The 15,003-nt window shown below is 40.7% G+C and carries 14 protein-coding genes; 11 read left to right on the forward strand and 3 right to left on the reverse strand.

The window, feature by feature from the left end; translation table 11 throughout:
* Positions 1–821 precede the first annotated feature (821 nt).
* Positions 822–1,250, reverse strand: a complete 429-nt coding sequence (locus tag CXF62_RS14970; RefSeq protein ID WP_102092523.1) for an elongation factor P hydroxylase — start codon at positions 1,248–1,250, stop codon at positions 822–824.
* A gap of 181 nt (positions 1,251–1,431) precedes the next feature.
* On the opposite strand from CXF62_RS14970, the gene CXF62_RS00505 reads away from it, so the two are divergent.
* From CXF62_RS00505 to lysM, 6 genes are all read left to right on the forward strand, one after another.
* A complete protein-coding gene (locus CXF62_RS00505) occupies positions 1,432–2,025 on the forward strand; it encodes a YceD family protein (RefSeq protein ID WP_102092524.1) in 594 nt (197 codons plus the stop codon).
* A gap of 318 nt (positions 2,026–2,343) precedes the next feature.
* On the forward strand, positions 2,344–2,526 hold the full coding sequence (rpmF, locus tag CXF62_RS00510; RefSeq protein WP_057758809.1) for a 50S ribosomal protein L32: 183 nt from the start codon (positions 2,344–2,346) through the stop codon (positions 2,524–2,526).
* A 425-nt stretch (positions 2,527–2,951) separates the two neighbouring features.
* Positions 2,952–3,920, forward strand: a complete 969-nt coding sequence (gene fabD, locus CXF62_RS00515) for an ACP S-malonyltransferase (RefSeq protein ID WP_102092525.1) — start codon at positions 2,952–2,954, stop codon at positions 3,918–3,920.
* Positions 3,917–4,645 (forward strand): 3-oxoacyl-ACP reductase FabG, encoded by a 729-nt coding sequence (gene fabG / locus CXF62_RS00520; protein WP_057758813.1) that lies wholly within the window; start codon positions 3,917–3,919, stop codon positions 4,643–4,645. The genes fabD and fabG overlap by 4 nt, the downstream gene beginning before the upstream one ends.
* Positions 4,646–4,916: 271 nt before the next feature.
* Positions 4,917–5,153 carry an acyl carrier protein gene (gene acpP / locus CXF62_RS00525; protein WP_057758815.1) on the forward strand — a complete coding sequence of 79 codons (237 nt, stop codon included), beginning with the start codon at positions 4,917–4,919 and terminating at the stop codon, positions 5,151–5,153.
* 302 nt (positions 5,154–5,455) lie between these two features.
* Positions 5,456–5,965, forward strand: coding sequence for a peptidoglycan-binding protein LysM (lysM, locus tag CXF62_RS00530; protein ID WP_057758817.1), 510 nt, complete (start codon positions 5,456–5,458; stop codon positions 5,963–5,965).
* A gap of 146 nt (positions 5,966–6,111) precedes the next feature.
* On the opposite strand, the gene queG is transcribed toward lysM, so the two are convergent.
* The gene (gene queG, locus CXF62_RS00535) at positions 6,112–7,269 is read right to left on the reverse strand and encodes a tRNA epoxyqueuosine(34) reductase QueG (protein WP_228153116.1); all 1,158 of its coding nucleotides are present in this window, start codon (positions 7,267–7,269) and stop codon (positions 6,112–6,114) included.
* Between the two features lie 244 nt (positions 7,270–7,513).
* Between queG and CXF62_RS00540 the strand changes: the two genes are divergently transcribed.
* On the forward strand, positions 7,514–9,337 hold the full coding sequence (locus tag CXF62_RS00540) for an NAD(P)H-hydrate dehydratase (protein ID WP_102092527.1): 1,824 nt from the start codon (positions 7,514–7,516) through the stop codon (positions 9,335–9,337).
* Positions 9,338–9,359: 22 nt separating this feature from the next.
* Here the strand turns inward: CXF62_RS00540 and CXF62_RS00545 are convergent, their stop codons facing one another.
* Positions 9,360–9,857 carry a DUF4124 domain-containing protein gene (locus CXF62_RS00545; RefSeq protein WP_102092528.1) on the reverse strand — a complete coding sequence of 166 codons (498 nt, stop codon included), beginning with the start codon at positions 9,855–9,857 and terminating at the stop codon, positions 9,360–9,362.
* Between the two features lie 990 nt (positions 9,858–10,847).
* Here CXF62_RS00545 and CXF62_RS00550 point away from each other — a divergent pair.
* From CXF62_RS00550 to CXF62_RS00565, 4 genes are all read left to right on the forward strand, one after another.
* Complete coding sequence (locus CXF62_RS00550) at positions 10,848–12,560, forward strand: acetolactate synthase 3 large subunit (RefSeq protein WP_197411831.1); 1,713 nt, start codon at positions 10,848–10,850, stop codon at positions 12,558–12,560.
* Complete coding sequence (ilvN, locus tag CXF62_RS00555) at positions 12,560–13,057, forward strand: acetolactate synthase small subunit (protein ID WP_057758828.1); 498 nt, start codon at positions 12,560–12,562, stop codon at positions 13,055–13,057. Before CXF62_RS00550 ends, ilvN begins: the two co-directional genes overlap by 1 nt.
* Positions 13,058–13,191: 134 nt before the next feature.
* Positions 13,192–14,208: a ketol-acid reductoisomerase gene (gene ilvC / locus CXF62_RS00560; protein WP_102092529.1), complete on the forward strand. Its 1,017-nt coding sequence runs from the start codon at positions 13,192–13,194 to the stop codon at positions 14,206–14,208.
* 314 nt (positions 14,209–14,522) lie between these two features.
* Positions 14,523–14,954: a hypothetical protein gene (locus tag CXF62_RS00565; protein ID WP_102092530.1), complete on the forward strand. Its 432-nt coding sequence runs from the start codon at positions 14,523–14,525 to the stop codon at positions 14,952–14,954.
* Positions 14,955–15,003: the final 49 nt, after the last annotated feature.

The raw sequence follows: 15,003 nt of genomic DNA on the forward strand, positions 1-15,003 counted from the left end.
TGCAACTAGCAAGGAAGTAAAAGCTTTGCTACATGCTCACTATACTAAGATAGCGCTCGAAGATAATTAGCTCTTATAATTTGAGCCCGACGTTGCTAAGCTATTATAGTATTGCTTTTCACAGCCAGTATCGAAAGATGAAACATAATTAATTGTGCTATTCAATCATATTTATCAAATCATTTCACCTATGTAAGATTACTAGTCCAGCATCACTAACTCTCGTCCAGCCATCTCCGAAATAAAGAATAACTACCCTGCCCACAAACATAATAACGTTATAGCTAGTCAGCTTATTCGCTTAGTGAATAGATAAGCATTAAGACCTGATATCACCGTGATGAATTACATCCTTGGGTCTGCTTCTATCTACACTCGCTTGCTTTAATATTACCATCATTATATCCGTGTTCATATGATTCGATATCTTGCAACTGACAATACTATGTGCAAAGACGTTAATGATAAACATGAATAGCAGAAAACTACTTTTATTTCTACCTATCTGACATAGATAAAATCTACTGGATTAGAGGATGGTACGATTGATCAAAAGTAACCATTAATAGATAGACGTAGCGAAGCGCATCATGTCCGCGTTTATAGCTTAGATAGGATGATATTAGAAAGGATGTTTCTGAAGATGTGAAAGATACCTGAAAAACTTAATTATTATGATACCTAATTGATAGAACGACCATTATCTTTTGGATAGGTAAAAGTGATTTTTTCTGATAGGTGGTAAGAATCACCGAAGTGATAGTTTTAATTTAGATGCCTACAAATAATATAGCGATGTACACTATTAGAATAAGAGGTTTCTAGCATGTCAACCTATAAGGAGATGTGTGGATTTCATGTAAAGCACTGGCAAAAAAGCCATGAGCGAATTCAATTCGAGCGGGTTCATTATCTTGAGCTGGAAAATACTCGGGTTCATGATTGCTACGAGCCAATATAACTTGCTGATTAGCGAACAAAGTATTAAATAGCTGTATGAGCCAATCGGTAGCTAATCGTTCGCTATCAATTATCAATTCTGCTGTGTGAGTATTGTCAAATTGAGTAATAGACAACTCTTGCCACTGACTTCTTAATTCGTTTAAATACTCATCTTTATCGAAGCACAGTCTATTATTAGGAACATTTTCAGTATGACTCTTTAATTGAAGAAGCTGTTGTAGCAACGAACTTGCTTCAGTAGAAGAAAGTAAATTAGAAAAATTAATTTTATTATCGGATAGATTCATAGAGAAGACATTGACTTAATAAATACTAAAGACAAAAAACTTTAGGTAAAAAGGTAGGTAGTAAAAGAGCTTAAACAAATTTACTATCAAAAATCTTAACATACTAGCGCTAGCAGAATATGGCACTTTCCGTTAGTATGGCAGGCAATATTATACACCGTTTTTATGAATGAGGCCGCGCATGTCAAGCACTCCAGAAACTAAACCGTCAGCACCTCACGCTGACAACAAAAAAGCGCCTGTATCTACTGGCATGCCTGAGCACATCTCCTTAGATAAGTGGGCAGACACTGGCTATGAATGGTCAGGAGAGGTCAAACCAAACTCGTTTGATCGTCTTGCTACTACTCTGAGCACTGAACATGAGCAGTCAGATATACAGCTCAACGCTAACTTATATCGTCGTAACAACGTCTTGCATCTAGCATTTACTTTGAGAGGTGATGTTTGGCTAACTTGTCAGCGCTGTTTACAACCAATCGCTATAGACTTGTCTGATGATTATGACATCGCGCTACTCGAAAACGATAGTCAGGTTCGTTTAGTTAAAGATGAACAAGATTATTTATTACTGGATGAAATCGTTACCGAGCAATCTCCAGAGCGTCTGTTACCATTTAAGAAATTGGTAGAAGACGAAATCTTGCTCAAAACACCAATGGCACCAAAGCATGACGATTGTGAAATGTCTGTTGAGCAGTTTGGTGAAATACCAGAAGAAGAGGAAGGTGAAAATCCTTTTGCTGCTTTAGCCTCGCTAAAAGGCAAGCTATAAGCACCAAAACTATCTACTCGATGCATTTAAAAAACCTTTTATCAGCTTTGTACAGAAGAGTGCAAGGCAGGGCTTTATTAATTTAATAAACATGCGTATAATGTCCGGTTTATTGCATTCGAGCAACCTGTTGCTTGCTGATAGAAACTGACTGGGTAAATTTTTTATAAAATTCAGCCTTGGTCAGTGCTTTATGTGAGTGGCAATCTATTTAACTAATGATGCTTAAGACTTAGGTTGTTGTGATTATATAGCCTCTGTCAGTATCGACTTAAGCTGAATTTCAAGCTTATCCCTTTTAAGTATAGGAGCTATATCATGGCTGTTCAAAAAAGTCGTAAAAGCCGTTCTCGTCGTGACATGCGCCGTTCACATCACCGTATGGAAATTGCTGAACTAAGCGTAGATGCTACTACTGGTGAAAAACATCGTCGTCATCACATGACTAAAGATGGTTTCTACCGTGGTCGTCAACTGTTCAAAGTCAGCCAAGACGCCTAAGACATTGGCTCTATGATAGCTTAGGCGAAGATAATAATAGTACTGGTGACTATTATTGTTTTTGCCTAGTTATTATTAGTCAATAAGCTTTGAGCTAAAAAAAGCCAAGTTATTTCGCTATCATATATTATGTGGCTGGATAACTTGGCTTTTTGTTATTTATAGCTAGACTTATTGCTTAATTCGCTTGTTATTTTTAGTAGATTTAAAAATGTGCTGATATAATCTGCTCCTTTAATTTGGGCAGCGTTACTCTTGCTGTTTGGTTTGCATCCGCTATGATAATAGTGTCTGTCAGTGTATAGTTTACTGACAATCCGTTTTCTTGCATAAATACTTGAAGTAGCGGCTTTGTATAGCATCTAATAATATAATACACCCCATTGTTTTTAGGGATATTTCTAATCAGATAAGGAATATTGGTTATGGCTTCTGTATCCGATATGGTAAAAAAGCAACCCGCTCGTATCGCGGTTATTTTTCCTGGACAAGGATCTCAAGCAGTCGCAATGACGAGCGAGCTTGCTGAAATCTATCCAGAGATACGTGATACATTTACCGAAGCGAGTGATGCGCTTGGCGAGGATTTGTGGGCAATCTGTCAGGACGAAGAAAAACTCAATCAAACCCAATATACTCAGCCTGCGCTTTTGACAGCTAGTATTGCTATTTGGCGTGTCTTACAACAAAAAATAGAAGATACGCCTTGTTATTTAGCTGGTCACTCTTTGGGCGAGTACAGTGCCCTGTGTGCTGCCAATGTGATATCGCTGGGTGATGCAGTCATTTTAGTACATAAGCGCGGTCAGTTGATGCAAGAGGCCGTTGTAGGTGTTGATACTGCTATGGCTGCAGTATTAGGACTAGAAGACAACCGAGTCGAAAACTTGTGTGAGCAAGCAACCGAACACGTAGAAGATGCCGTAGTCGGGGCAGCCAATTTTAATAGTCCAGGACAAGTGGTTATCTCGGGTAACGCTGCTGGTGTTAATGCTGTTATTGATAAAGTCAAAAACACGGGCAAAAAATCTGTTCCTCTAAAAGTGAGTGTGCCATCTCATTGCGCACTTATGGAACCTGCCAGCAATGCATTGGCTGAGATACTAGCGGGTATCAAGTTTGATCAGGCAACCATTCCTGTTATACAAAATCGCTATGCACGCGTTGAAACCAGTGCGGTCGGTATCAAACAAGCATTGACCGAACAGCTGAGCGAGCCAGTACTGTGGTCAAAAACCATGCAAGAGTTAGCTGACAAGCAAATCAATATCTTAATCGAATGTGGCAGTGGTAATGTACTGAGCAATTTGGCGAAGCGTCAGGCGCAGCCAATCGCCAGCTATCCTACTGACAAGCCTGCCCGTCTAGAAAAATTATTGGAGGTGTTATCATGAGCCGTACGATTACATTAGTGACTGGCGCTAGCCGAGGTATTGGCAAGGCAGTGGCCAAGCGTTTTGCTAAAGAAGGACATTTTGTCATCGGAACCGCGACCACTGAAAAGGGCGCTGAGCTTATCGATGACTACCTTCATGATACTGGTGGTATTGGTCGTGTTTTAGACGTACGTGATACTGCTCAAATTGACAAACTGTTTGAAGAGATTGAAAGCGTCTATGGTGCGGTACAAGTGTTGGTTAACAATGCCGGTATTACCCAAGATGGTTTATTGATGCGTATGAAAGATGAAGATTGGGAAAATGTCATCGATACCAATTTGACTTCAGTATATCGCATGAGTAAACGTGCCGTACGCGGTATGATGAAAGCACGCCGTGGTCGTATTATCAACATCACCTCTGTCGTTGCTCAAATGGGCAATGCAGGCCAATCTAACTATGCGGCGACCAAGGCTGGCGTAGAAGGGTTTAGCCGTACGCTTGCACGTGAGATCGGTTCACGCCAAGTGACCATCAACTGTGTGGCACCAGGCTTGATCGAAACGGATATGACAGATGAGCTTGATGAGCGCCTATTGAACTCTATGTTAGATGCTGTACCTATCAGCCGTCTTGGTCAGCCAGAAGACATCGCTGCAGCGGTACATTTCTTGGCTAGCGACGAAGCCAGCTATATTACAGGTGCTGTTATTCCTGTCAATGGCGGCATGTATATGTAGTCAATATATGAGCGTTACACAGTTATAATAAAAAACTGTGTGAACGAGTGTAAACTATAATAAAGGGTGCTATAATGACGGATACTTTTGAGTCAAAGCCCTGTATGATAACAGGGCTTTATTAGACATCAGACAGACTGTATAACATGTCATAGAGTACTCAGACAGCATTGCTAGTCTGGCAAACGCATTTTATATACCATGCTATAGCGTTTAAACAAGGCGATATAGCAGTTTATTAAAAATAATAGATGATAACGGAGTGATCTACATGAGTAATGATATCGAGCTAAGAGTAAAAGCAGCAGTAGCTGAGCAACTAGGTATGAATGTTGAAGACATCAACAACGATGCTTCATTCATGGAAGACCTAGGTGCGGATTCTTTAGACCTAGTTGAATTGGTTATGTCATTTGAAAGTGATTTTGGTATCACTATTCCTGATGAAGATTCTGCAGAATTGACTACTGTTCAAAAAGCAATTGATTACGTACAAGCCCAACTATAATTTGCTGCTTATTTAGCAGATTTATAATGCCGCTTATCTGATTAGATAGGCGGTTTTTTTATGGGCGCGTGATTATTATCTTTAAACGCAGTAATCGAATTTAACATTGACTACGTCAATTCAACATTATTCAACATTATTCAACATTATTCAACATACTATTACTATCTACATTGACTCACTTTATTTATACTCATAATAGTAAGTCGTAGAAAAAAATGCCAGTTAGACATTCAAGATATTGTTTGATTGCGTATTTTATTAAAAGAATGATAAATAATAATATTTCAAGGAGTAGATATATGGGTATGTTTAGCTTTGCAAAAGATATCGGTGATAAGATTTTTAACCGTGATGATGAAAAGCATGATGCTAAGACAGAAACGAAAGCAGATGCTAATACACCAGTACAAAGCAGTGAACCGAGTGCACAATCAGTTGCCAATATTTTGTTGCGCCGTATTCAGCAGCAGAATCTTAATATCAGTAACCTAAAAATTAAATATAATGGTTCTACAGATACTGCAGAAATAAGTGGTAATGCTAAAACTCAAGCTGATCGTGAAAAAGCAATTATCGCTATCGGTAATGTGCAAAACGTTGCAAAAGTTATTGATAACATCGATATCGAAGAAGATGCACCTGAATCTACAATGTATACGGTAAAATCTGGTGACAGCTTATCTAAGATTGCTAAAGAAGTTTATGGTTCATCTGGCGACTACATGAAAATATTTGAAGCAAACAAGCCAATGTTATCTGATCCAGATAAAATCTATCCAGGTCAAGTACTACGCATTCCTAAGCCATAATTCTAGAAGAAGCGTATAGAAAGATAGTATTTTGAATATGACATTCTAATAAAAAAAGCCTCTTATTATTAAGAGGCTTTTTTTATATCGTACACTTTAAATAACCACTTTATCTCAGGGAGATTTGATAGTCATAGAGTGATTGGTTAATTAGTCGAGTCTAGCTTATTGTGCTGCTCAGCTAGAGCCCATTCGATATGCTCATCTAGCATGTCATTATGTAAGGTCAATTTAGATTTTAACCGTTCGACTACTTCTAAGCTGGCATTAGCATTGCCAAGTCCGATAGCGATATTACGTAAAAAATTCACATAGCCGGTGCGTCTTAGCGGGCTACCTTGAGTTTTCTTCATAAAGTCGGCTTCTTGCCACTGCCATAGTTCAAGTAAGCTACTATTATCCAGTCCATGTCTTGGTGCGAAGTCATCGACGGTAGTCAGATTGGCATAACGATTCCATGGACAGATTAACTGACAATCATCACAGCCAAAGACCCGATTACCAATTTCGCGTCGATATTTGGTATCGATGACACCATCATGTTCGATAGTCAAATAAGAGATACAAGCAGAAGCGTTGAGCTCATGGGGCGCTACAATTGCTTGAGTAGGGCATATGTCAATACAAGCGCTACAACTACCGCAATGCTCCTTAACTGGTTTGTCATCGGGTAGCTCAAGGCTCAAAAATAGCTCACCGAGTACAAAAAATGAGCCTGCTTGCTTATTGATAAGTAGTGTATGTTTACCTGTCCAACCAAGACCTGCTGCATCTGCAATCGGCCGCTCAAAGATAGGCGCCGAATCGCTAAAAGGTCTAAACACAAATTCTTTCTCTGAACCGATATCTAAATGTTGCCATTCAGGAAGCATTGTTTCTATCTTTAAAGCCAATTGCTTTAAACGACTACGCATTGTCTTATGGTAGTCGCGCCCTCTTGCATAACGCGCGATGATGCCTTTATTGGGATGATCGTTATCAGTGACAGCACGCGGTGTGGGTGCTTGAGTTAGATAGTCCATACGTACGCTGATGATGGTCTTTGCGCCCTCAACTAACTGATCAGGATGAGCGCGCAGATCATGATTATTATGCATAAACTGCAGCTGGCCCTCATAGCCTTTATCTAGCCACTGCTGTAGTTGTTCAATCTGCTGAGTAAACAAAGGATGATGCACAGATAAAAAACCACAATCAGCAAATCCTAGTGCCTGTGCTTGTGCTTTGATCCATTGCTTAACATCAGCTGTGGTTGCAAATACAGTTGGGTTCGTAATGGCAATTCTGTTTTTATCAGTAGGCATAGAGAGTAGGTGCTTATTAGATGTTTTCTCGTTTGTTTTAATCAGATTATTCATATCTGACAATAAGAGATAATGTAAATACCGCTATGATAAGCCAGTGAGCAATGAGTGCAAGTATAAAAGAAAATAAACTCACATTCATATTGATACATAAGTCGAGGTAAGCTTTTGCTAAGCTGATATGAGAAATGAGCAATCAAATTTAAATAGAATAAAAAATGAGTAGAAACACCAAGGATAAGTTATGAGAAATAATACCAATTTGTCACCTATAAAAAATACAAAACCTATTGCGCTATATAATAGTGAGCAGGTTTATGCGATGGAGCAGGCTTGGTTTGCAGAGGGATACGACAGTTTTGGTTTGATGAAACAAGCTGCTTGGCAAATGACACAGCAAATAGAGCAGATTTATGAGCGAAAAACCGTCAGTGCCAGCCATTCTACCAATACTAACGTTTATCACCGTAGTGCTCATCCACGTCGAGCAAGTATCTGGGTAGGGAAAGGTAACAATGGTGGTGATGGTTGGCTTATCGCTCATTATTTACAGCAAGCTGGCTGGCAAGTAGAAGTAATGACGGTTGGTTTTAGCGAAAATGATTTTGTTATCGATGATCAACCAGTAACTTCTAAAAATCCTAGCGATAAACAAAGCGATAGTAGCAATATTACTGACGCGACAAAGGCATTACAGATAGCCCTAGCTAGCAGCTGCAACTATCAACGATTTGAGGGCATTATTAGTCACGATGATGCGGATAAAATAAACTTGCCAGCTGATGTTTATATCGATGCATTATTTGGTATTGGCTTAGATCGTGCACCAGAAGGTATTTATGAATTAGCTATTAACGCTTTTAACAACGCTACTCAGCAAAATAACGCCCTAGCAATAGCAGTTGATATTCCAAGTGGGTTAGTGGCCTCTACCGGTGAAGTTTTCGAACGCATAGCAATACAAGCCGACGTGACTCTATGTTTGATTGCGCGTAAGTTTGGTCTACATACCAAAGATGGTACAGACTATAGCGGAGACGTAGTCGATATACCGTTGATACCTTATCAAATGGCATGTCCGCAAACAGCTAGCCATCATATGGTAGCTGAGAAAAATGCCAGTCAAGCATTTGAGCCAGTTGCTACGCTGCTGACGGCTGCACATAGTATGAAGCCACGTCGCCAGAACAGCTACAAAGGCAGCTATGGTCATGTATTAATCATTGGCGGAAATCGCGTCGATGGCTCTCAAGGTATGGGCGGAGCTGCCATACTGTCTGCGGCCAGTACGATGGCGACAGGTGCTGGTAAAATAACGGTTGCCTGCCATGAGGCTTTTCATGGGTCACTATTGACTCCATTACCAGATGCGATGACCATTAATCTACATGACGCAAGCGGCGTAAAAGGTCTGATTAAGCAGGCTAGTGTCGTTGCTATTGGGATGGGACTTGGCCGTGACGAAAAAGCCAAAGCATTATTTATTGATTATGTACAGGCTGCTATAGAGAATGAAAAATCAATTGTGATCGATGCAGATGGACTTTATCACTTGGCATCACTGCACATGGGTAATCATGAGCTAATAACAGAGCTACGAGAATATAGTACTAATCATCGGGTTTGCTTGACGCCACATAGTGGGGAAGCAGCTAGACTACTTGATCAAAAGATAAGTAAGATTGAGTCAAATAGACTACAAGCTATAAAACAGTGTGCTGCAACATATGGTGGTAACTGGGTATTAAAAGGGGCAGGATCGCTAGTGCTAGAACAAGAAGAGGGAAAAGAGCAAATATACGTCTGTGATGTAGGGAATGCTGGCATGGCAACCGCTGGCATGGGTGATGTGTTATCTGGAGTGACCGCTGGACTATTGGCACAGCAAGATTTATCAGTAGAGGCGCGTAGCTTGCATCAAGCGGTTCTTATACATGGGTTTGCAGGAGATGTATTAGTCAATCAAGCGAATAGCGACACCAATACATTGCTAGTGGGCCAACGAGGGCTACAAGCTCAAGATATGCCAGCAGCCATTCGTCACGTTATGCAGCTTATGATAGTTTGATATTTGCTTTCAAGAGATTTGACTAGGTAGAAGGGTTGGAGCAATACTGAGTAATCGCTTGCTGTACGCGCTCGCGCTTAAGCTCAATCTCACGACCATCTAGATACTGGCGTTTGCCGTTAGCATCCATCTCATAGATACGTCCGCCTACATTTAGGTTGGTCAAGTTATTACGTAATGACTGGCAGCGTTGGGCATTAGCCTGAGCTTCTTGTTCTTTAATACGTGCTTCAAGTGCTGCTACTCGTTGTTCTTCTGCAGTTTGAGCATTGCTGCTCTGGTTAGGATCTGTTTTTCCTGCCATTTGCCCTGCATTGTTCTGTCTACCATCACTACGAAATTCAATCAGTTCGATATTTTTACCGACTTGCGGTGCATGTTGGCTATATTTTACTTCACCATGTGCCCCAATAGATTTATAAACTTGAATAGCCTGACTGGCATTCATGGACAGCATTAGCATACACGCGGTACTCATCAACAGTTTGGCAGCGGTATTTATCTTAAACGCATATGCCATAGTAGCAATCCTCTTATTTAATAAAAATCAAATGTATATGGGTGTAAATATAACACTTGAACATTTTATTGGTAGTAATAATGTATCGACTATCGATTCTAGCAAATAATACTTATCAATGTATATTATTTAATAACTAATAGTTTGGGATAGGCTTTAGAAGTTTTTCTTGACAATAACTCGTAAACCATCGAATATAATAGCAGTTGATTGGTCAGTGAGCGGCTTTTACGATGTTGCCGTGGCACTTGAGAAAGAAAACGACGAGTTACTTATCGGTAGCTTATGCAGTTTTATTTCCTTTGTGATAATGATATAGCAAGCGTAGTGGCAAAACGACCACTATTGATAGCGATACATTGTCTCCGGACTTATCTGTCTACAATGACTAAGATAAACTTATTATTTGAAATGTGCTAAATGTGTTTTTAGCAGTTGTATCAAAAGCGATATAGTACGCCGTTGAGAGATTTCCCCAAAGCCTATTGTAAGTTCTAAAGATCTTATAATTTAGCATTGGTTATGAAGTTTTTTTGCTTGTGTATATCGATGCATCTGTACAAATAAAGTCACACGAATAAAGTCACAATAGGTACTTGTTAGTATCGAATCTCAATAATAAGCGCCTTCTTTTATAGATGCACTCGCATCTTGTCACTGTATATCGATAAACATCCATCACAAAGCTGACCTAAAATACACTGCTATGTTTGATTAGTATTGTCCTATGAGACAGTGTTAATTAAACTTATTAGGCAGATATTCTTGATATGGACAAGAATTAGCGATCATTCAGTAAGTAAAAATAACGACGGTAAGTAATTATTTTTGCTCATAGAATCCCGCAAATTCTCGCCGCAAAAAAAGGTGATGACAGTGACGCAAACCACGCAAAGTCCGAACATGACGGGACATACCCAAACGGGTAATGCCGCCAAAAATTTTGAACAAAAGCAACAACGTCTTGCAGAAGGTAGTGCACAGCCTGTGATGCTATCGGGCGCTGAAATGCTGGTGCAAGCACTGACTGACGAAGGTGTCGAATACATCTTTGGCTATCCAGGTGGCGCGGTCTTACACATTTATGATGCGCTGTTTCAGCAAGAAAATATTGAGCACATCTTAGTACGTCATGAGCAAGCAGCGGGCCACATGGCCGATGCTTATTCGCGAGTGACTGGTAATACTGGTGTCGTGTTGGCCACATCAGGCCCTGGTGCGACCAATACCGTGACAGCTATTGCTACTGCCTTTATGGATTCTGTACCAATGGTTGTAATCGCAGGTCAGGTACCAAGCAGCCTAATCGGTGAAGATGCTTTCCAAGAAACAGATATGGTAGGTGTATCACGTCCTATCGTTAAGCATAGCTTTCAAGTACGCCATGCTAGCGAAATTCCAATGATTGTAAAAAAGGCATTTTATATTGCCCAGACTGGTCGCCCAGGCCCTGTCGTCATTGATGTGCCAAAAGACATGACTGCGCCTAGCGAAAAATTTGCTTACGAATATCCAGAAGAAGTGTTTATACGCTCGTATCAGCCGTCACTCAAAGGTCATAGCGGTCAAATCAAAAAAGCCATTGAAACGCTATTAGCAGCGCAGCGTCCTGTTGTATATGCAGGCGGCGGTGTGATTTGGAGCAATGCGCACGAAGAGTTAACAGATCTTGCACATCGTTTGAATTTACCAGTGACCAATACCTTGATGGGGCTTGGTACATTCCCTGGCTCTGATCGTCAGTTCTTAGGTATGCTTGGCATGCATGGTACTTACGAAGCCAATATGAGCATGCATCACGCTGATGTGATTTTAGCTGTCGGCGCGCGTTTCGATGATCGTGTAACCAATAACGTCAAAAAATTCTGCCCTAACGCAACCATCATTCATATCGATATCGATCCTGCGTCAATTTCAAAAACGATTCTTGCGCACATTCCTATCGTAGGTGATGTGAAGTCGGTCTTAACGGACATGCTAGAGATTGTTGGTCAAGACAAACAGTTAGAGCAGCACGCATTGCTCGATTGGTGGTCACAAATTAATGAGTGGCGTAAGCGTCATGGCTTACGTTATGACACCAGCACAGATAATGGTATTAAGCCACAAAGTGTTGTACAAGCTCTAGATAAAGTGACTAACAGTAACGCTATTATCACAAGTGACGTCGGTCAGCATCAGATGTTTGCGGCACTTTACTATACTTACAATGAGCCACGTCAATGGCTGAATTCAGGTGGTCTTGGTACCATGGGTGTTGGTCTGCCGTATGCAATGGCTGCCAAACTTGCCAATCCTGAGCGTGATGTGGTTTGTATCACGGGTGAAGGCTCTATTCAGATGAATATCCAAGAGCTATCGACCTGCTTGCAATATAACTTACCAGTTAAAATTCTGAACATTAACAATGCGCAGCTTGGTATGGTGAAGCAGTGGCAAGATATGCTATATGAAGGTCGTCATGCCCAGTCTTATATGAACTCCTTACCAGATTTTGTCAAATTGGCTGAAAGCTATGGTCATGTCGGTATCAAAATTACTGACCCTGCGACTATGGAGGCACAATTGGCTGAAGCAATGGCTATGAAAGACAAACTGGTATTTATCGATGTTTACGTCGATCGTAATGAGCATGTATATCCAATGCAAATCGCTGGACAGGCCATGCGTGATATGTGGTTAACAAAAGGGGAGCGTACCTAATGCAACAACAACATCTGATTTCGGTATTGATGGAAAACGAAGCGGGTTCGTTGTCGCGGCTAGTCGGCTTGTTCTCACAACGTGGCTACAATATCGAAACTTTGAACGTCGCACCTACTGATGACCCAAGTATTTCACGTCTAACGGTTACGACCATTACGTCACCTGAAAGAATTGAGCAGATCACCAAACAATTGCATAAATTGATTGAAGTGGTTAAAGTGCTTAATCTGACGGAGAACGTGCACGTTGAGCGTGAATTGATGCTCATTAAAGTCCGTGCAACGGGCGGTGTGCGTGAAGAGATTAAACGTAGCGCAGATATTTTCCGCGCACAAATCGTCGATGTAAATTCGAACTTATATACGATTCAAATCGTGGGCGACAAAGCCAAACTTGATGGTTTTATCGATGTGATTGGCCGTGAGCGTATCATGGAAGTGGTTCGCTCAGGTGTTATCGGTATTGCCCGCGGTGAAAAAACCCTAAGCATTTAAGTATTTATCAAGACCAGTTTAAACCAATATTTATTTATCTAATCAACAAAGCGCTTATCTTAGTCATTATATTGACTACAGCATAAGCGTTTACTATCCATGGCAAGCCATGATTGAGAACAAGGACTCTATTTATGAACGTTTATTATGACAAAGATTGTGACCTATCTATTATCCAAGGTAAAAAAGTTGCCATTATCGGTTACGGTTCACAAGGCCATGCACACGCGCTTAACCTACAAGATTCAGACGTCGATGTAACTGTTGGTCTACGTGCAAACTCAGGATCATGGAAAAAGGCTGAAAATGCTGGTCTAAAAGTTGCTGAAGTAGAAGAAGCGGTAAAAGCTGCTGACGTTATCATGATTTTGACGCCTGACGAGTTCCAAAAAGAGCTTTATAATGATGTGATCGAGCCAAACATCAAAGAAGGCGCGACACTAGCTTTTGCTCACGGTTTCGCAATCCATTACAACCAAGTGGTACCACGTGGCGATCTTGATGTCATTATGGTTGCACCAAAAGCACCAGGTCATACTGTACGTTCAGAGTTCGCTAAAGGCGGCGGTATCCCTGATCTTATCGCTATCTATCAAGACGCTTCTGGTCAAGCCAAACAGTTAGCATTATCGTATGCTGCTGGCGTTGGTGGTGGTCGTTCAGGCATCATCGAAACAACGTTCAAAGATGAGACTGAAACGGATCTATTCGGTGAGCAAGCCGTACTTTGTGGTGGCGCAGTAGAGCTAGTTAAAATGGGCTTTGAGACGCTAACAGAAGCGGGCTATGCACCAGAAATGGCTTATTTCGAATGTCTACATGAGCTAAAGCTTATCGTTGACTTGATGTATGAAGGCGGCATCGCTGACATGAACTACTCAATCAGTAACAACGCTGAATACGGTGAATATGTTACTGGCCCTGAAGTTATCAATGAGCAGTCACGTGAAGCCATGCGTAATGCACTAAAACGCATCCAGTCTGGTGAATACGCGAAGATGTTCATCTCTGAAGGCGCAACCAACTATCCATCAATGACTGCGCGTCGTCGTAATAACGCTGATCATCAAATCGAAATCACTGGTGCCAAGCTACGTGGCATGATGCCATGGATCGGCGGCAACAAAATCATCGATAAAGACAAAAACTAAGTTTTATACCGATAAAAGTCTTATACCGATAAAAGTCTTATTCAGATAAAAATCTGATTTAGATGAAGTAGCCCGTGTTATCACTTGATAGCATGGGTTTTTTTATGCAAAGTATTTGATAGGCGCTTTGCGCTTTGATTTGAATCGGGGTTATCGGTTGAAAACTATTAATTGCTACCCAATATAAGCAGGCACCTTAACATTGGCCAAAGCGCCTTTGCGATCAACATTTATCATTGTTCTTACCCGTTTCTAAATATTCGAAGCGGGCGGATGCTTCATTCTCACTTTCTATAGATAATAGGTTGTATGCTGTGCAAATATCTTATTCAGACTGGCTAACGCCGCAATTCGTATATATTACTCTTAGCGCTGTGGTAGCAGTTTTAATTTGGATAGAAGGGGAGATGCTCAAACAGACCGATGGCAAACTGCCTCAATCTAAGTTCTTCAAAGTTAGTTCATTGTTAGATACGCTATGGTTCTTCATATCAGTGGTGATTTTATACGTTATTGATTTGACCCCGTTAGCTATCACAGTGCCTGCTGCATATGGCATATACACGACCTTTGGTTGGATATATGGTACCAAGCTACTTAAGCGCAAAGGCATCCCTGACTCTCCTAAAGATTTGGTCATTCCATCAAAATATATTGCCTATAGTCAGTCATTTTCATTGGTGTTTTTTGCGTTATGTTTGCTCGTATTGAGTTCAGCATGGCTACCAACATCGTCATTGCAATGATTGATATTCCAACCTATCATCATCTATGTCGACTTATTTAATTAGTGGT

This window comes from Psychrobacter sp. MES7-P7E, assembly GCF_002863645.1.
In the GTDB taxonomy this organism is placed as follows: domain Bacteria; phylum Pseudomonadota; class Gammaproteobacteria; order Pseudomonadales; family Moraxellaceae; genus Psychrobacter.